The 18,497-nt window shown below is 69.2% G+C and carries 17 protein-coding genes; 9 read left to right on the plus strand and 8 right to left on the minus strand.

The window, feature by feature from the left end; all coding sequences use genetic code 11:
- Positions 1 to 119: 119 nt before the first annotated feature.
- Positions 120 to 1,586, minus strand: a complete 1,467-nt coding sequence (dnaA, locus tag AC5Y31_RS11005) for a chromosomal replication initiator protein DnaA (RefSeq protein WP_499980271.1) — start codon at positions 1,584 to 1,586, stop codon at positions 120 to 122.
- A 603-nt stretch (positions 1,587 to 2,189) separates the two neighbouring features.
- On the opposite strand from dnaA, the gene rpmH reads away from it, so the two are divergent.
- The 9 genes from rpmH to AC5Y31_RS11050 all read left to right on the plus strand — a co-directional run bounded on the left by rpmH (position 2,190) and on the right by AC5Y31_RS11050 (position 8,557).
- On the plus strand, positions 2,190 to 2,333 hold the full coding sequence (gene rpmH / locus AC5Y31_RS11010) for a 50S ribosomal protein L34 (protein ID WP_005142265.1): 144 nt from the start codon (positions 2,190 to 2,192) through the stop codon (positions 2,331 to 2,333).
- Positions 2,334 to 2,350: 17 nt separating this feature from the next.
- A complete protein-coding gene (rnpA, locus tag AC5Y31_RS11015) occupies positions 2,351 to 2,734 on the plus strand; it encodes a ribonuclease P protein component (protein ID WP_499980364.1) in 384 nt (127 codons plus the stop codon).
- A complete protein-coding gene (gene yidD / locus AC5Y31_RS11020) occupies positions 2,731 to 3,048 on the plus strand; it encodes a membrane protein insertion efficiency factor YidD (protein ID WP_082966347.1) in 318 nt (105 codons plus the stop codon). Before rnpA ends, yidD begins: the two co-directional genes overlap by 4 nt.
- Before the next feature lie 43 nt (positions 3,049 to 3,091).
- Positions 3,092 to 4,138: a membrane protein insertase YidC gene (gene yidC, locus AC5Y31_RS11025; RefSeq protein WP_065023845.1), complete on the plus strand. Its 1,047-nt coding sequence runs from the start codon at positions 3,092 to 3,094 to the stop codon at positions 4,136 to 4,138.
- Between the two features lie 73 nt (positions 4,139 to 4,211).
- Positions 4,212 to 4,754: a R3H domain-containing nucleic acid-binding protein gene (locus AC5Y31_RS11030; RefSeq protein ID WP_301636099.1), complete on the plus strand. Its 543-nt coding sequence runs from the start codon at positions 4,212 to 4,214 to the stop codon at positions 4,752 to 4,754.
- Positions 4,755 to 4,820: 66 nt separating this feature from the next.
- Positions 4,821 to 5,549 (plus strand): 16S rRNA (guanine(527)-N(7))-methyltransferase RsmG, encoded by a 729-nt coding sequence (gene rsmG, locus AC5Y31_RS11035; RefSeq protein WP_499980275.1) that lies wholly within the window; start codon positions 4,821 to 4,823, stop codon positions 5,547 to 5,549.
- Entirely contained in the window at positions 5,546 to 6,544 is a 999-nt protein-coding gene (locus AC5Y31_RS11040) for a ParA family protein (protein WP_082966350.1), read from the plus strand. The genes rsmG and AC5Y31_RS11040 overlap by 4 nt, the downstream gene beginning before the upstream one ends.
- Positions 6,545 to 6,575: 31 nt before the next feature.
- Entirely contained in the window at positions 6,576 to 7,592 is a 1,017-nt protein-coding gene (locus AC5Y31_RS11045; RefSeq protein ID WP_499980278.1) for a ParB/RepB/Spo0J family partition protein, read from the plus strand.
- Between the two features lie 224 nt (positions 7,593 to 7,816).
- Complete coding sequence (locus AC5Y31_RS11050; RefSeq protein ID WP_499980279.1) at positions 7,817 to 8,557, plus strand: acetyltransferase; 741 nt, start codon at positions 7,817 to 7,819, stop codon at positions 8,555 to 8,557.
- A gap of 114 nt (positions 8,558 to 8,671) precedes the next feature.
- On the opposite strand, the gene AC5Y31_RS11055 is transcribed toward AC5Y31_RS11050, so the two are convergent.
- The 7 genes from AC5Y31_RS11055 to AC5Y31_RS11085 form a co-directional block, all read right to left on the minus strand.
- On the minus strand, positions 8,672 to 9,892 hold the full coding sequence (locus tag AC5Y31_RS11055; RefSeq protein ID WP_065023811.1) for an N-acetylmuramoyl-L-alanine amidase: 1,221 nt from the start codon (positions 9,890 to 9,892) through the stop codon (positions 8,672 to 8,674).
- Between the two features lie 169 nt (positions 9,893 to 10,061).
- Complete coding sequence (gene trxA / locus AC5Y31_RS11060) at positions 10,062 to 10,397, minus strand: thioredoxin (protein WP_499980281.1); 336 nt, start codon at positions 10,395 to 10,397, stop codon at positions 10,062 to 10,064.
- Positions 10,394 to 11,386: a thioredoxin-disulfide reductase gene (gene trxB / locus AC5Y31_RS11065; RefSeq protein WP_499980282.1), complete on the minus strand. Its 993-nt coding sequence runs from the start codon at positions 11,384 to 11,386 to the stop codon at positions 10,394 to 10,396. The genes trxA and trxB overlap by 4 nt, the downstream gene beginning before the upstream one ends.
- 82 nt (positions 11,387 to 11,468) lie before the next feature.
- On the minus strand, positions 11,469 to 11,975 hold the full coding sequence (locus AC5Y31_RS11070) for an RsmA family anti-sigma factor (protein ID WP_499980284.1): 507 nt from the start codon (positions 11,973 to 11,975) through the stop codon (positions 11,469 to 11,471).
- 30 nt (positions 11,976 to 12,005) lie between these two features.
- Positions 12,006 to 12,626, minus strand: coding sequence for an RNA polymerase sigma factor SigM (sigM, locus tag AC5Y31_RS11075; protein WP_301632468.1), 621 nt, complete (start codon positions 12,624 to 12,626; stop codon positions 12,006 to 12,008).
- Between the two features lie 54 nt (positions 12,627 to 12,680).
- Positions 12,681 to 16,079 (minus strand): murein biosynthesis integral membrane protein MurJ, encoded by a 3,399-nt coding sequence (gene murJ, locus AC5Y31_RS11080; protein ID WP_499980285.1) that lies wholly within the window; start codon positions 16,077 to 16,079, stop codon positions 12,681 to 12,683.
- On the minus strand, positions 16,076 to 18,445 hold the full coding sequence (locus tag AC5Y31_RS11085; RefSeq protein ID WP_499980286.1) for a hypothetical protein: 2,370 nt from the start codon (positions 18,443 to 18,445) through the stop codon (positions 16,076 to 16,078). Before AC5Y31_RS11085 ends, murJ begins: the two co-directional genes overlap by 4 nt.
- Positions 18,446 to 18,497: the final 52 nt, after the last annotated feature.

An 18,497-nucleotide genomic window follows, 5' to 3' on the forward strand; every position in this document is an offset into this window, starting at 1 on the left:
CGGTTCGTCATCGGATCATCGACAGGTTGTCCGCAGTGGTATCCACAGCCGACGGGCGTAACGGGTGATACGAGTGGGCCGGAAGTTTTTTGCAACACGCCCGCTGCCGGACGGCGGAATCAGCGCTTCGCGCGCTGCCGGATCCGGGTGGTGAGCTCTTTAACCTGATCGAAGACCTCGCGACGCTCGGCCATCTCGCCGCGGATCTTGCGTTCGGCGTACATCACCGTGGTGTGGTCGCGCCCGAATGCCTGCCCGATCTTGGGCAGGGACAGGTCCGTCAGCTCGCGACACAGATACATGGCGATCTGGCGGGACTGAGCCAGCGGGCGGGTCTTGCCGGGCCCGCGTAGTTCCTCGATGGAGGTGTCGAAGTACTCGGCGATCACCGCCATGATGATCGCGGCGCTGATCTGCATGGTGCTGGCGTCGGCGATCAAATCGCGCAGCACGATCTCGGCCAGCGCCCGATCGATCGGGGTCTTGTTGAGCGAGGCGAACGCGGTGACCCGGATCAGCGCGCCCTCGAGTTCGCGGATGTTGCGCTCGATGCTGGTAGCGATCAACTCCAGTACGTCACCGGGCACGTCGAGACGTTCCATCTGCGCCTTCTTGCGCAGAATCGCGATGCGGGTCTCCAAGTCGGGCGGCTGCACGTCGGTGATCAGACCCCACTCGAACCGGGTCCGGAGTCGGTCTTCCAGCGTGGCAAGTTGTTTGGGCGCCCGATCGGAGGTGATCACGATCTGCTTGTTGGCGTTGTGCAGGGTGTTGAAGGTATGGAAGAACTCCTCCTGGATACCTTCTTTGCCTTCGATGAACTGGATGTCGTCAACGAGCAGGACATCGATGTCGCGGTAGCTGCGTTTGAAGGCGACCTTGCGGTCGTCGCGCAGCGAGTTGATGAAGTCGTTGGTGAACTCTTCGGTGGAGACGTACTTGACGCGCATCCCGGGAAAGAGTCGCTGGGTGTAGTTGCCGGCCGCGTGCAACAGGTGGGTTTTGCCCAGACCGGATTCACCCCAGATGAACAACGGGTTGTACGCGCGGGCCGGAGCCTCGGCGATGGCCAGTGCGGCGGCGTGGGCGAACCGGTTGGACGTGCCGATGACGAACGTGTCAAAGGTGTAGCGCCGGTTTAGGCTCGCGCCGTCGGCGGTCGCCGAATCGTCACTGGGCCGCTCGGTGAAGTAGTTGGGCCAGTCGTATTCGACGTCGGTGGTGTCGTCGTCTTCGTCCTCGCCGGCGCGGGCCGGGGCCGCGCCATCGAGGGAGGGGGAGGCCCCGTCGGCCGGTGCCGGGGCGATGCGCACACCGAGTTCGATGTCATGCCCGAGCCGACGGCTCAGGGCAGCGGTGATCTGGGTGCGCAGGTGCCGTTCGATCTCGTTCTGCACGAAGCTGCTCGGAACCGCGAGCAGCGCGAAGCCCTCGACGATCGCCAACGGGTGTACCAGATTGAGCCAGGCCTTCTGCTGGGGCGTCAAGACCGGGGCAGAGACGTCGGGCGCGGGGGCTTCGCCGTTGAGTTCCGCGACCACCTCGTCCCACAAGGTCAGGAACGCCGACCCGGGGTCATCGGTCAATGACTCATCCCCCTGGCTCGAAGTCGTGCTGCACGGATCTCGTGCGGTGACATGCTATCCACACAGTTATCCACAGGTGTGGATGAGGTGCGTGTACCCCGTCGAGGCCCTCCGGGCCAGTTGCTCGGCAACGGCCACTCCAGACAGTCAGGCGATACCCGAGGCGCAGGCCGCTTCGTCCTCTTCGATTACGGCCGAGATGCGCTCCAGTCGAGAAACGGCGCTGGCAAGCAAGTTAACAGGTTTCCGCTCGGGCGACTACTCCTTTCTGGGAGATGAATCCGGCAAAAACGAGCATCGCCGGAACGTCCGTGGCGGGTGTGACCAGTGTGAATGGTGGGCCGGGTCTGAGGGCGCCTGCAGCGCGGCGTGCGGGGTTCGGGAGCCGGGGTTTGACCCGGCGAACCTGCATCAGTACCCTCGAACAGTCGCCCGAACGTCGGCGATACGGCAGCGACCGGCTCCTGGCCGGAGACCGCGCCGGTTACGAGCAAGACGCAGAAGTTCACCGAGCTTACCGAGTGCGTCGCGTGCGGCAGGCACAACGGGCTTCCGGTGTGTCTCCCGCGGACGCGGCGCAAGACGCAACAAGGAGAGTGTGCCGTGGCCAAGGGCAAGCGGACCTTCCAGCCCAACAACCGCCGTCGGGCCCGGGTGCATGGGTTTCGGCTGCGGATGCGTACGCGCGCTGGTCGCGCGATCGTCACGGGCCGGCGTCGCAAGGGCCGGCGCTCGCTGACTGCTTGAGCACAGGCAGCACCGCGGTGCTCCCGGCTCAGTTCCGGATGAGACGGTCGGCGGATTTCGGTGCGACGGTCAAACAAGGCCGAAGGGCGGTACAGCCCGACGTCATCGTGTACAGCCGGGTGATCTGTGACCGGCGAACCGACACCCCAGCTGTTTCCGCGGCGACGCCGCCACAAGTCGGCCTGATCATCGCCAAGTCGGTAGGCTCGGCGGTCGATCGGCACCGGGTGGCTCGTCGGCTGCGTCACGTGGCCCGCGAGGTGCTCGGAGATCTGTGTGCCGGCCAGCAGGTGGTGATCCGGGCGCTGCCCGGCAGTAACCGCGCGAAGTCGGAGACCCTGCGCGCCCAGTTGCGGGCCGGGCTGCGCGCGGTCCAGAGACCCGGAGGTGCGGCGCGGTGACCCACGCTGTCGCGGCGGCTCCGGTTCGCGGGCTGATCTTCGTCATCCAGCTCTACCGGCACATGATCTCGCCGTTGCGTCTGCCCAGTTGCCGCTTCATGCCGACCTGCAGCCAGTACGCGGTGGATGCCTTAAGTGAATATGGACTGATCCGGGGCGCCTGGCTGGCAGCGGTGCGCCTGGCAAAGTGTGGGCCGTGGCATCAGGGCGGCTGGGACCCGATACCCGAGCGGTCCCAGGGTGGCGCTGGATGCGATTGTCCGTCCGGGAACGCCTCGGACAACCGAGCGGAGGGTAAACGACGTGTCCTTTGATCCCCGGAGTCTGGACTACGTGTACTACCCGGTGTCGGGCATTATGTGGTTGTGGTACAAGGCATTTGGCCTTCTACTCGGCCCGGCGAGCTTCTTCACCTGGGCGTTGTCGGTGACGTTCCTGGTCTTCACGCTGCGGGCCCTGCTCTACAAGCCGTTCGTCAAGCAGATCCGGACCACCCGGCAGATGCAGGAGCTGCAGCCCCAGATCAAGGCGCTGCAGAAGAAGTACGGCAAGGACCGTCAGCGGATGGCCCTGGAGATGCAGAAGCTGCAGCGTGAGCACGGCTTCAACCCGATCCTGGGCTGCCTGCCGATGCTGGCGCAGATCCCGGTGTTCCTGGGCCTGTTCCATGTGTTGCGTTCGTTCAACCGCACCAGCTCCGGGATCGGTCAACTGGGGCTGTCGCCGGACCTGAACCGGCAACTGGGCAACTACTTCTTCAGCGCCGCCGATGTGGGTAACTTCCTGGACGCCAACCTGTTCGGTGCGCCGCTGGGCGCGACGATGATCCAGCGGACCGGGCTGGACGCCTTCGCCGAATTCAACCGGTTCTCGGTGATCGCGGTCGGCGTACCGATCATGATCGCGGCCGGTATCGCGACCTACTTCAACAGCCGGGCGTCAGTGGCACGCCAGAGCCCGGAGGCGGCGGCCAACCCGCAGACCGCGATGATGAACAAGCTGGCGCTGTATGTGTTCCCGCTCGGCGTGGTCGTCGGCGGACCGTTCCTGCCGCTGGCGATCATCTTGTACTGGTTCTCCAACAACATCTGGACCTTCGCCCAGCAGCACTACGTCTTCGGCCTGATCGCCAAGGAGGAGGAGGCGAAGAAGGAGGAGGCGCTGCGCCGGCGATCGGCCAACGCACCGGCGCCCGGCGCCAAGCCCAAGCGAGCCAGCCGCACGGCGACCGCGGACGCCGACGTCTCCGAGACCGACGAAACCGAGGCGCCGGTGACCGACGCATCTGCGCCCGAAGCGGACCAGCCCCCGAAGGCCGAGTCGGCCAAGCGGAACCCGGGCCGGCCCGCGCCCCGAGGAGGCCGTTCCGGCGCCGGGGCGAAGCCGAAGAAACGCAAGCGGTGACCCACCGCCACCAAGCCAACCGGCGCGTCAGCTGCCGGGCACAGAGGGAGACAACATGACCGACATGACTGAGATGAACGACGCAGAGACCAGCGAGCGGGAAGCTGCGGAGCAGCCGGAGGGCCAGGGCGCTACTACGCCGGCGGCCGACCTCGAAGAGCGACTGGTCGCCGAGGGGGAGATCGCAGGCGACTATCTGGAGGAGTTGCTCGACCTGTTGGACTTCGACGGTGACATCGACCTGGACGTCGAAGGCCGGCGCGCGGTCGTCAGCATTGACGGCGGCAACGACCTCACCAAGCTGGTCGGCCGCAAGGGCGAGGTGCTCGACGCCCTGCAGGAGCTGACGCGGTTGGCGGTGCACCAGAAGACCGGTGAGCGCAGCCGCCTGATGCTGGACATCGCTGGCTGGCGGCGCCGGCGTAGGGACGATCTCACCGCGCTGGGCGACGAGGTGGCCCGCCGGGTACTGGAGAGCGGTGCCGATGAGGAACTGGCCCCGATGAGCCCCTTCGAACGTAAGATCGTCCACGATGCGGTGGCCGCCGTCGCCGGCGTGCACAGCGAGAGCCAGGGCGTCGAGCCGTCGCGCCGCGTCGTGGTTCGGCGGGACTAACCGGATTCACCGCGCGGAATTACATCAAGGTAATTCCTCACGGCGGCCCGTTCTACAGCCGGAGGAATGTTTCACGTGAAACATGTCGAGGGAGCACCGGCGCCCGCGCCGCCACAGGCGGCAGCCGACGTCTTCGGCGATCGGCTCCCGACCACTCGGCGCTACGCGGAACTCTTGGCGGGTCCCGGCGTGGAGCGCGGCCTGCTGGGGCCACGGGAGGTCGACCGGCTCTGGGAGCGGCATCTGCTCAACTGCGCGGCAGTCGGCGAACTGCTGGACCCGGCCGAGCGGGTTGCCGATATCGGCAGCGGCGCCGGCCTACCCGGGATACCGCTGGCCCTCGCTCGGCCGGATCTGCACCTGGTGCTCGTGGAGCCGCTGCTTCGCCGCAGCGAGTTTCTTCGCGAGGCTGTCGAAGAGTTGGGCCTTGACGATGTGACGGTGATCCGCGGGCGCGCCGAAGATCCGTCGGTGCTCGCCGAGGCAGGGGAGCGCGATGTCGTCGTCTCCCGGGCGGTCGCCAGCCTCGACAAGATCAGCCGATGGAGCCTGCCGCTGCTGCGGGCGGGCGGCCGAATGGTGGCGATGAAGGGTGAGCGGGCACAGGCCGAGGTCGATGAGCACCGGCGTGTGATGATCCGACTAGGCGCGACCGACGTAAGGGTGGTGAGATGTGGCGTGAACTATTTAACCCCGCCCGCGACCGTGGTGCTGGCACTGCGGGCAGAGCCCAAGACGGCGCGCCCGCGTCGCGCGGCAGGCCCGGCGCGACGGACCACCAGGAGGCCAACATGAGCAGACCAGCCGGCCCGGCCGCCTCCCCACCGGCGTCGGCGAAGCATGCCGACCGGTCCCGCGGCGCAGTTTCACGTGAAACATCGACCCGTTCGGTTTCACGTGAAACATCCTCGGAGTTCGACACCCCGATCGGTGCAGCGGCCGAACGCGCCATGCAGGTCCTGCACACCCACAACCGCCTGCCGCGCCCGAAGCGACGCCGGGTGTTCACTGTCGCCAACCAGAAGGGCGGTGTCGGCAAGACCACCACCGCGGTCAACCTCGCGGCGGCGCTCGCGGTCCAGGGCATCAAGACCTTGGTGATCGACCTCGACCCCCAAGGCAACGCCAGCACCGCGCTGGGGATCGCCGATCGCCAATCCGGCACCCCATCGTCGTACGAAGTGTTGATCGGGGAGATGCCGGTGCACGCCGCGCTCCAACAGAGCCCGCACAATGAGCGTCTGTTCTGCATCCCGGCCACCATCGACCTGGCCGGCGCCGAGATCGAATTGGTGAGCATGGTCGCGCGGGAGAACCGGCTGCGCAACGCGCTGGCCGAGCTCGACGACTCCGACTTCGATTACGTCTTCATCGACTGTCCGCCGTCGCTCGGCTTGCTCACCGTGAACGCGTTGGTCGCCGCGCCGGAGGTGATGATCCCGATCCAGTGCGAGTACTACGCGCTGGAGGGCGTGTCCCAGCTGATGCGCAACATCGAGATGGTGAAGGCTCACCTCAACCCGCGCCTGGAGGTGACGACGGTGCTGCTGACGATGTACGACGGGCGCACCAAGCTCGCCGACCAAGTCGCCGACGAAGTCCGGCGGTACTTCGGTGACCGCGTGCTGCGGACGGTGATCCCGCGCAGCGTCAAGGTGTCGGAGGCCCCGGGCTACAGCATGACGATCATCGACTACGACCCGGGTTCGCGCGGCGCGATGAGCTACTTGGACGCTAGCCGCGAACTCGTCGAGCGGGACGCGGCCAGCGCCCAGGAGGGGCGGCGTTGATGACCGCCGTGAGTGAGAAGGAACGACGCACATGACCGGACCGTCGCGTAAGAAGGGCGGCTTGGGCCGCGGCCTGGCATCGCTCATCCCGACCGGGCCCGGCGAGGGCTCGGGGTCCACCGCTGAGCGTGGAGCCGGCATCGGGCCGCGGATGGGCGATGCCGCGGCAGACGTGGTGCTCGGCGGAAGCCGGGGCAGTGTCCCGCCGGTGGATTCCGCCGCCGATGTGGGCGCGGTCTACCGGGAGATCAGTCCGGCCGCCATCGAGCCGAACCCGCGCCAGCCCCGTCAGGTCTTCGATGATGAGGCGCTGGCCGAGCTGGTGCACTCGATCCGCGAGTTCGGGCTGATGCAGCCGATCGTGGTCCGGGAGCTTCCGGGGGCCGCACCCGGGGCGCCGCGCTACCAGTTGGTGATGGGGGAGCGGCGCTGGCGGGCCTCCCAACAGGCCGGCCTGGAGACGATCCCGGCGATCGTGCGGGAGACCGAGGACGACAATCTGCTGCGCGATGCGCTGCTGGAAAACATCCACCGGGTGCAGCTGAACCCGCTGGAAGAGGCGGCGGCCTACCAACAGCTGCTCGACGAGTTCGGCGTCACCCACGACGAGCTGGCTACCCGGCTCGGTCGGTCCCGGCCGCTGGTGACCAACATGATCCGGTTGCTGCGGCTGCCGATCGCGGTCCAACGCCGAGTGGCCGCCGGGGTCTTGTCCGCCGGCCATGCTCGCGCGCTGCTGTCCCTGGAGGGCGGCTCCGAGGCGCAGGAGGAGCTGGCGGCGCGCATCGTCGCGGAGGGGCTGTCGGTGCGGGCGACCGAGGAGGCGGTCACGCTGGCCAACCGCGAGGGCACCTCGACTCCCGTGGCGCCCCGGCGCAAGCCGATCCAGATGCCCGGTCTCCAGGACGTCGCGGAGCGGCTGTCGACGGCCTTCGACACCCGCGTGACGGTCAGTCTCGGCAAGCGTAAGGGCAAGATCGTGGTCGAGTTCGGGTCCGTCGACGACCTGCAGCGCATCATCGCGCTGATGGACTCCACGGCCACCTGACACCGGCGTTCAGCCACGACCTATGACAAGCGGCAATTACGTCACTGTGACGCTAGGGCCTGCCTGCGGCCAGGATCGGTGCGAAACGTGCTGACCGGCAACGCTTTTCGGATTTCCGGACGACGAGGACGCCGGCCGGCGCCGATGGTGGCATCCGGCGGCTCAACCCTCCTATCCTTAAAGGGCTGTCGCCGGTGGCAGCACGGGTTGAGACCGGGAGTTCAGTGTCTGTCCGAATCGCACCGCTGAAGCTCGAGGGATTCGAGCAGCTTCCCAAGCACGCGCGCCGGTGCGTCTTCTGGGAAGTCGATCCGGCGACCCTCGGCCGCGACGATCACCTCTCGGATCCGGAGTTCGAGAAAGAAGCTTGGCTGTCGATGGTGATGCTGGAGTGGGGGTGCTGCGGCCAGGTCGCCACACCAACGTCCCCTGTCGCGGGGGATCCGCCCTGTGTCGGCTACGTGCTGTACGCCCCACCCCGAGCGGTGCCGCGGGCGCACCGGTTCCCGACGGCACCGGTATCGGCCGACGCGGTGCTGCTGACCTCCATGGGTGTCGAACCGGCGCCGCTGGCCGACGGCCTGCCGCGAGAACTGATCGCCAGTGCGGTCGACGAGTTGGTCCGCCGCGGCGTCCGGGCCCTGGAGGCATTCGGGCGGACCCCGGCGATCGGGGAGCTGCTGGATCCGGTCAACGTGCAGCCCGATGTCGCACCGGTACTCGACGCCCTCGGTGACTGCTCGGTGGAGCACTGCATCATCGGGGCGGACTTCTTGACCGACGCCGGGTTCACCGTGGTGGCACCGCACCGGTACTTCCCCCGGCTGCGCCTGGAGCTCGACAAGGGGCTGGGCTGGAAGGCGGAGGTGGAGGCGGCGCTGGAGCGGCTGCTGGAAACCTCGCAGCTGGAGCAGCCGGTGGGGGCGGGTTTCCCGGCGGCGTCGGGCTCAGCGTCTGCGATTTAGGGTCCGGAACCGGGTTTCATGCGGCGGTCCAGCTTCGGCTCTCCTTCGTCGAGCCTCGCTAACCGGCGGGTTTGATGCGGCGGTTCAGCTTCGGCTCTCCTTCGTCGAGCCTCGCTAACCGCCGCCGAGCCGGCCGGTCCGCTCAACCGACAGCTCGTGGGCCAGCAATTCCGCGAACGTGAATGTGCCGGTGGGCCGGTCGTTCTTGCCGAGCAGGTACAGCCGCTTGACCGCGGCCAGCATCCCCTCGGCGATGGCGTCGCGCGTGGCCGGGGAGACCAGCATGCCGCGATCACGCGGGCTGGTGATGTAGCCGACGTCGACCTCGACGGTGGGCATCCGGGTCAGGCGCAGCAGGTCCCACGTCCGGCCGTGGGCGCGGCAGTCCTGTAAACCGCTGCGCGCCACGATTTCTCGTTGAATGAAGTCGGCGAGGTTGCGGCCGATGGTGGACACCGACCCGTGGGAGTTCCCGAAGTGAAATGACGCCACCCCGTTGGCCGCCGGACTGGTGTGGGTCGCGCAGCGCAGGCTGATCATCAAGTCGGCGCCGACGGCGTTCGCGGTGGCCGCGCGTTCGGCATCCGACGGGCTGCGGCCGTTCGGCCGGGACAGAAAGGTCTCCATCCCGATAGCCGTCATCCGGCCCTCGAGACGACTTGCCAAGTCCCACAAGATGTCTGCTTCGCTGATTGGGCCCGACGGTGTCTGGGTGATCAGCCCGTGGTCACTGCCGCCACGGCCCGGATCGATGACGATGCGCTTGCCGGACAACCGCGGTCCCGAGCGGCGCACCAACTCTTCTTCGCGGATCGCATGCGGTGAGCCGCCGGTCACCCGCGAGGCCAGGAAGTTCAACGAGCGCAACGTTTCCGGGCCGCAGATACCGTCGGCGTACAGGCCGTACTCCCGCTGATAGGACATCAGCGCATTGTGGGTCTGAATGCCGAAGTAGCCGTCGACCATTCCGGTGTAGAAGCCCAGATCCTGCAGGCGCGCTTGCAAAGTGGCCACGTCGTCGCCGTACATCGGTGCGCCGAACTGGTGATTGAGGATGCGCGCGCCCAGCCGGTAGGACGCCTCTTTGAGTGCGCGGTAGGTGGCCTCGCCGATGATGCCGTCGACGAGCAGTCCGCGCTGCTGCTGAAAGGCGCGCACCGCCTGGTCGAGGTCGTCGTCGAACACATCCAGCGCGACGTGTTTGCCGGTGGTCAGATCGGCGTCGGGGCTGTCCACCAGACCCAGCGCGGCCAGCGCCGCACGGATCTCGACAACGGCACTGTTGCGGTCGCCGCGGCGCAGCGCGTCGTCTGCGCCGCGGTGCCGACCCGACATCACTGAGCCCTCCGGTCGTTGGTGTTGGCAGCGAAAACGTCGCTGGCGGTCACCAGCTGATTACCCAGCATTGTCTCAGATGCTGCCCGAATTATTGAAAACGACAAGGCGAGAACGATGCGTGATCGAGGCGGGCCGACACGATCACCAGCGGAGGGCTAGCGGACGACTAGCTGACGTCGGAGAGCTCCCGGAGTAGGGCCGCCTTGCCCTTGGCGCCGACGATCCGCTTGACCGGCTGACCGTCCTTGAACAGGATCAGCGTCGGGATCGAGACCACGTTGAACTCGCGGGCGGTCTCGGGGTTGGCGTCCACGTCGAGCTTGGCGACGGTGAGTTGGCCGGCCTGCTCGTCGGCGATCTCCTCGAGTACCGGGGCGACCATCTTGCAGGGGCCGCACCAGGTCGCCCAAAAGTCCACCAGCACCGGCGTGCTGTTGGCCAGGACGTCGGTGGCGAAGGTGGCGTCGGAGACGGTGACGGTGTGGTGGCCGTTGTCTGTCACTGGGGTGCTCCCATCAAGGTTTCGGTGGTGGTTTCCTGCGGGTAGGCGATCTCGGCCGATTCGGCCAGCCAGCGTTCGGCGTCGATCGCGGCCGTACATCCGGTGCCGGCGGCGGTGATCGCCTGCCGGTAACTGCGGTCCACCAGGTCGCCGGCGGCGAACACCCCGGCCACGGAGGTGCGCGAGCTCGGCTGCTGGACCAGCACGTAGCCATCGGAGTCCAGCTGGACCGTTTCGCGCACCAGCTCCGAGCGGGGGTCGTGGCCGATCGCGACGAACACTCCGGTCACCGGCAGAGTGGTCTCCTCGCCGGTCACGGTGTCGCGCACCCGCAGGCCGGTCACCGTGTTCTCACCCTCCACCGCGACGGGGACGGTATTGGTCAGGAAGCGGATCTTGTCGTTCTCGCGCGCGCGGTTGAGCATGATCTTGGAGGCGCGGAACTCTTCGCGGCGGTGCACCAGGGTCACGCTGCGGGCGAATCGGGTCAAGAAGGTGGCTTCCTCCATCGCCGAGTCGCCGCCGCCGATGACGGCGATGTCCTGGTCGCGGAAGAAGAATCCATCGCAGGTGGCACACGAACTCACCCCCCGGCCCAGCAGCTCCTGCTCGCCGGGGATGTGCAGGTAGCGGGCGGCAGCGCCCATGGCCAGGATGACCGCTCGCGCCCGGTGCGTCTCGCCCTCGGCGGTGACGACGGACTTGACCGGGCCGTCCAGATCGACCGAGTCGACGTCTTCCATGCGCAGGTCGGCGCCGAAGCGCAGCGCCTGCTCGCGCATCTCGTCCATCAGGTCGGGCCCTATGATCCCGTTGCGGAAGCCGGGGTAGTTCTCCACCTCGGTGGTAGTCATCAGCGCCCCGCCGAACGAGGTCCCTTCGAATACCAGCGGCGCCAGTTGCGCCCGGGCGGCGTAGATCGCAGCGGTGTAGCCGGCCGGGCCGGAACCGATGATGATCACATCGTGGATGGTCGGTGTCTCAGGCATCGAGGACATCGAGAGCCTTTCCGCTCGGATCGGTAACAGGGCTATCAACGTCAGCGTAGGCGGCGATTGTTCCGGAGAAGCACTACGGACGGCGAACGGTCGTGTCGGCCAGCAGCCCGGTATCGGCGGAATTGCAGGTCGGGGCCACCGCCAGCGCGACGATTGTGCCGGTCGAGTCGCCGGGCAGCAGCAGCACGACCCCGGGATGACCGTTGACGGCGATCTCGCGCGCACCTAGGACGCGGGTGGAGGCGGGATAGCCCAGTCCGGCCAGGCAGCCGGTCCGGCGCCCGGGGTCGGCCAGCGCGCCGTATTCGGGGCGGCGGTCCAACAGCTCGAGGAGCTCCGATTCGGTCAGCGGCAGCGCCGGCGCCGGCTCGGAGGCCACCGTGATGGCGTCGAAGGACCGCGGACCGCTGGTGGTGTCGGCGGGGGAGCGAATCAGCGCCGCCGTGCCCAACCCGATCGCCAGCAGCGCGGCCGCGCTGCCGGCCACCAGGGCGATCCGGTTGAGCCGGGGCAGCGGCCGGCTCGAATGGGTCGGGCGTCCAGCGTCGTCCCGGTCGTCGTCCCGATCACCCGCATCCATCGCAGTGCGCTGCTTCCGCTCACATCCTGGCTATGCGCAGTCGTCGACCCGACTTCGCATGGCACCGTCGGGTGCCAAGGTTATCCGTCGCCCGCCCGGCGCGACGCTGCCGGCGGCACCGGTGTGGTCTCGGCCCAGCAGTACCGCGAGCCGGGCCCGGCCGCGGGCACAGCGGCTTTTGACCGTGCCCTGGGGCACCCCGAGAGCGTCGGCGGCATCGGCGACCGAGTAGCCGTGCATGTCGACGGCCACCACTGCGGCACGCTGTTCGGCGGGCAACCGGCGCAGCGCGGCATGCACTTCCAGCGCGGTCTCCACCTCGGCGGTGCGGTCACCGACGGCAGAATACTCGCCGAGCGGTTCGGTGGGTTGAATTCTGCTGTGGCGCAACCGATCCAGACAGGCATTGACCACGATGCGGTGCAGCCAGCTGCCGACGGCGGCGTTGTAGCGAAACGCCCCCGCACCCCGGTGTGCCGAGAGCATCGCCTCCTGCAGGGCATCTTCGGCGTCTTCGGGGCAGCCGGTGGTGAGCCGGGCCAGCCGGCGTAGCCGGCGCTGGTGGCGGCCGTAGAGCTCCCCGAAGGCGAAGCGGTCACCGGCGACATGCGCGGCCAGCAGCTCGGCGTCGCTGCGGTTCGGGTGCCCCATGGGCGGACATTAACCAGCCGGGGGCCGCACGGCACTTCAGTTATGCACAGGAGGTTAGGACGCCGCCTGCACGGTGATCTCGGAGATCTGGGCGCGGCTCTCGCCGCCGGTGCTGCCCATCGTGGTGATCCACACCAGCAGGTTGGATGTCGGCGACGACGAGTCGGCCGAGATCTTGTTGGCACCGGGCTGCAGCGCCTTGGCGGGCGCCAGCAGTGTGGTGTCCTCGAGCCGGGTGGGCTTCGGTGTCGAGGCCGAACGCAGCTCCACCCGGGTACCGGTGCTGGAGACGTTGATCCCGACGCTGCCGATCACCGTCGGCTTGGGCAACTGCAGTACCAGCCCGACACCACTCTTGAAATTGGGGAACGGCACCGCATCCGAGTAGGTGTCCGTCGACCAGAAGGTGGCCGGGTTCCCGTCGATGGCCAGCCCGGCGTCCTGGGGCCGGTCGGCCTCGCCGCCGGGGGAGAAGACCGTCGCCTGCACCGGTTTCACCGTGCTGCCGGGCGTGGCGGAGGCCGACTGGGAGGACGACGCCGAGGGGCTGCTCAAGCCCAGCTCCGTCTTGTCCAGCCCGTTGACGTCGCCGAAGATCCGGTTGAGCACTGAGGCCAGCACCAGCAGGGCGACCAGGATGACGGCGCCGCCGATTCCGGCACCGATCAGCAGCCGGCGGCGCCGCTCCGCGCGCATCTCCTCATCCAATGGCGCCGGTTCGCGACGCGGCGCGGGCCGCTCGTCGTCGACCGGACCCAGCAGCTCGGTCTGTTCGTGTAGCGCCGTGGCCTGCTGCAGCAGGTTCGACAACGTGGAGGCGCCGCGGATCCCGCCGTCCGACTGGATCGCATGGCTGGCGGCCGCGGAGATCTGGAACGGGATCTCCGGGTTGACCGCGTCCGGTTTGACAGGATTACCGGCGGCGTCCCGGTCGGCCGGGGCGAGTCCGCCGTCGGCACCGGCATCCAGCGGCCATCGGTTGACCAGCAGCGCGTACAAGGTGGCGCCGATGCCCCGGATGTCGTCCTCGGGCTGGGCGTCGGGCAGCGTCGCGGGGAAGGCCAAGGTGACGTCGCCGTCGATGCTGACCCGGACCCGGGCGGGGTGGTCGATCGACAAGGCGACGCCGGTGTGGTGGGCGGCCTCGGCGGCGGCGGTCAGGGCCCGCATCGCGCGGGCTGCGCCGATCGGCGACGGTGCCGTGCCGGCTACCTCCTGCAGGGAGGCGCCGCGGACCCATTCGGAGACGACGAGCCCGCCGGCGCCGATCCGCACCACGTCGAGCACCCGGGCGATCCCGGGGAGGTCGATCTGGCTGAGCCGCTGGGTGCGCGACAGGACGCCGGTGAGCTGCTCTTCGGGCATGGTCTGGTCCGGGTCGACGAACGTCAGCGCCACCTGCCGGTCCAGCGCGGTGTCCAGGGCCTGCCAGAACTGCAGCACCGGGGTGCCGCCGTGGCGCACCAGCAGCCGGTAGCGTCCGCCGGCGATACTCAGGCCTGGTGTCAGCTGATCCCCGGCCTGAGCATCGGCGGTGGGTTCGGGGGAGGCCGAGCCGCCGGCGGGGCGCTGGGATGGCGGCGGAGCAACCGATCGCGACGCCGCGCGAGCCCCGGGACTCTCCGAAGGTTTGTTGGTCACCCCCATACCTTTCGGTGTCCAGCCACCGGCGATGTGCTCCGATGGCATGTGCCGGGCGGAGGCGTTCGTCACGTCCCCGCCCAGTGTGGGCAAACGGTTGTGCTCAGCGTACGGGACGGGGGGAGCGGGAGACGGCGGGTTTGCCGGGCTGATATGTGCGCGCTGCGCACCGAGCCTGCGGCGCACCGTGTCCAGTGCCGCGGTGGCTTCGGGGACCTGGGCGCCCACCATGACCGCCGCGATGATCGGCAGCATCACCATGGCGAGCACGAACAGCCGCAGCATCGACCCGGCCGCGCCGTGATCGGTCAACCCGCGCAGGCCGAGCACCCGATCGAGGATCTCGGCGACCAGACCGGCCAGCAACGACGCCGTCACGGTGACCAGCACGGTGCGGACCACGGTCGGCCCGAGCAGGTGCCCGCTGACCGGGCGCAGCGCGCGCCGCAACAGGAGGTGACCGACGGCTGCGCCGGCCAAAAAGCCCAGGCCGTTGGCAAACCCGAGGTAGGCGGCCACCAGATCGGGGTTGTCGGTCAGGTGCGGGGCGGCCAGAGAGGCGATGATCTTCACCCCGGTGATCACCACGATCATCGCGATCGGGATCCAGGGCTGCTCCCGGGCGTAGAAGACCCGCAGCTGCAGCAGCACCATGGCGTAGGGAATCAACGTGAACGCCGACATGGCGACTGTGATGCCGAGATACCCGGCGTCGACGTCGCCGAAGTTGCCGTAGGCGAACAGGGCGCTGCCGATCGCTGGGCCGCCGACGGTCATCAGCGCCACCACCGGGATCAGCGTGATCATCATCAGCCGGGTGGCCAGCGACAGGTCGGCGAGCACTGCGGGGTCGTCGCCGGCGGCGGCGTTACGGCTCAGCCGCGGCATCACCACCGTCAGCACCGTCACCCCGATGATCCCGAACGGCAGCTGCAACAACAGCCAGGCGTAGTAGTAGATCGCCGGGCCGGACGCAGCGGAGGTGGCCGCGATCTGGTTGGTCACCACCAGGCCGATCTGGCTGATCAGGACGTAGAGCACCATCGCGGCGGCCATCGCTCCGAAGCGCTTGAGCCGGTCGTCGATTCCCCACAGCGGGCGTAGGCTGATCCGCTCCCGCCGGATCGCCACCAGCAGTACCGCGGTCTGGGCGACCACCCCCGCGGTGGTGCCGAGGCCCAGCACCAGCAGCTTGGCGTTGCCCATCCGCACCGGGTCGACCGACAGTTCGCCGGGAACCAGCAAATAGACCACCAGCGTGGCGATCGCGACGACGTTGTTGACCACCGGCGCCCAGGCCGGCGCCCCGAAGATGTTGCGGGTGTTCAGGATTGCCATGAACACCGAGGACAGCCCGTAGCAGATCACCTGCGGCAGCAACAGATAGGCGAACGCTGTGGTCAGCGGCTCGTTGACCTGCGGGTCGCCGCCCAGCATCAGCTTGACCAGCAGTGGCGCCGCCGCCACCGAGATCACGGTGGTGGCCAGCAGCAGCGCGGTGGCCAGCGTGACCAGGCGCCGCACGAAGGCGGTGCCGCCGTCGGGGTCGTCGCGTTCGGCGCGGGCCAGCACCGGCACGAAGATCGCGGTGAATGTCGCCTCGAGCACCAGCGCGGCGATCTGGTTGGGCAGCTGGTTGGCCACGGAGAAGGCGCTGGACAGCGCGGCCCCCAGGATCGCGGCCAGCAGCACGATGCGGACGAACCCGGTGAGTCGGCTGACCAAGGTGGCCAGTGCCATGCCCCACGAGCGCGACACCACCGCGGCGTCGGTCAGCTCCGGGCGCGCGGGCTGCGGCGCCGGTGCGTTCACCGGCCCGCACCCCGGTCGGGCCGGCCGGCGGTCGCCGCCGGCGGAGCCGGGTGCTCCCGCCCGGGTGGGGGCGGCCGGTCCAAGTCGGCGCGGTCGGGCTGGCCGCGGAACCGGTGCCACAGCCGCCGCCCGGTCAGCACCGTCAGCGCCGCCGCCGCCGTCATGGTGATCATGAACAGCACCAGGCCGTAGGCGTTCGCATGCACTGCCAACCGGGCGGACTCGCCCAGCGGCAGCCCGTCGGGAGTCTGCAGGGCGACGTCGACGACGAAGTGCTGGTTGACCCGTACCTCCACCGGCACCCGCAGCGGCAGGTAACCCGGCGGCAGCTCCAGATCCCCCATATCGTCCACCGTCATCCCGGGGGGTGCGTCGACGTGCAGGCGGACCCGGATCGGCACCGCCAGATCGTTGCGCAGGGCCAGCGGCAGCGGGCTGTGCTCGGTGGCCAGCGTGTAGGAGCCGGCCGGGTTGACGATGGTGACCGCGGCGATCAGATCCGCGACGGTGTCGCCGACGATCGCCAGCCGCTGTCCCGCCACGCCGCCGCGCACGGCGAGCGGCTCGGACTGGCTCAGCGCGCGGAGCATGTCCTCGGCGAGCGGAGCGGTGTATGCCTCGCCGGTCAGGCCGGTGCGGACGTCGGTGGTCAGCGCCGAGGTCAGACCCCACAGCCGGCCGATGTCGCCGGTGACCGCGGCGATGATGTCCGGTGCGAAGCCGCCCGCTGACTGCTCGGCCGGCAGCGGATGCGCCGGTGCGGCGGTGACGCTCTGGGCGTCGGCGATCACCGCGCCCAGCGACCGCGGTTCGGCCAGCCCGGAGCGCAGCGCGGTGGCCAACGTGGTCAGCACGGCCTGGGCGTCGTCGGCCCGCGGCTTCCAGTACGCCGGCGGCACCAGGATCTCGGTGCGCGGTGCGCCGGGACTGTCCGGGGATTCCAGGCCCCGCCACAGCATCGATCCGAGGGCGTCCTGCCGGCGGGCCAGGGCGGAGTCGTGGTGCAACCGGATCGCCAGGGAGCCGTCGAGGTAGGTCGGGGCCACCGGATCGGTGCCCATCGCCGCCAGCGCCGCGCCGACGGCGGGATCGTAGGGAGCGGCCACCAGTTGCGGGGACAGTCGCCGCGGGGTGAGGTCGGCGGTGGCCGACGCACCGGTGACCGAGTCCTGAGCCGAACAGTCGCCGGCGGTGATCACCACCGCTACGCCCGCTGAGCCCTGCGCGCTGATCAGTTTGGCGGCACCGGCCGTGAGTTTCCCGTCGCCGAGCACCAGGGCGCCGCGGGTCGACGACACCTGCAGGATGCGGTCGACGATGTCGGCGGGCCGGCTCACTGCGATCGCGTTGAGCTTCGGGTCGCCGACGCGGGCCAGCGCGTCGAGGTCGGCCTGTGCGTAGGGAGTTGCCGTGACACAGGTGTGGCCTGCCAGCCGGCGCAGCCGCTCCAGCCAGGTGGTGGCCGCCGCGCGACCGGCGCCCGGGTGGGAGCTGGCGCCCTCGGGGGAGTCGGCGACGACATAGCCGCCGGTCATCGCGTTGACCGTGACCAACAGGTCGGGGTCGATCGCCAGGCACAGCGCCCGGTTGACGACCCCGTCGCCGTCGACGGTCGGGCTGGTGGCGAACTCGGCGGCCGACAACAGGGCGTCGAGCCGGCCTCCCGGGGCCAACGAAGTCGCCAGGTCATCGTCGGTGAGCCGCACCGGCAGGGTGCCACCGGGCGCTCCCGGAGTTAGCCGGGGACGATCGGCCAGCGGCCACAGCATGGTGAGCTGCACCGGTTGGGAGGTGTCGGGCGCGACGGCGCCGGCCAGCGGATCGGAGTCGGCCTCGGTCTTCGGCAGGCCGGCCACCGGCAGCAGGAAGCGGGCATCGTCGAGGCGGGCCGGTTCGCCGTAGTCCGGGGTGCCGTTGACATTGACCAGCAACGGATAGACGCCGGGACGGTCGACGTTCAGCGCCGGTTGGCTGGTCGCGCGCAGCGGGGCCGACAGCGTGAAGCGGGCATCCTGCCCGCGCTGCAGTTCGGTAGCGACCGTGCTGAACGTGCCCACCGGGCGGTACTGGTCGTTGGCGCCGCTGAGGTTGGTGCGCAGGCCTGCCGATGATGCGACGGCACCGGCCTCTTCGAGGCGCACCATCACGTCGCGCACCGGCCGGTCGCCGACGTTGCTCACGGTGCCGGCGACGGTGACGACCGGCACGCTGGAGGTGGTGACGACCTCCGGGGTGACCCGGTCGATCCGGACCTGGACGAACTGCGCCGCGCCGGGCTCGCCGGCCGTGGCGGGCGGTGCGGAGGCAGCGCCCAGAGCCATGCCGAGCGCCATCAGGATGGCGGCCACCACCGCCAGAGGGGCCATGCGGGGACGTGACAAGGCGGGCACGCGGCCCCCACCGCTTCGTAGGGTGCGG

This window comes from Mycobacterium sp. NGS18, from assembly GCF_059813185.1.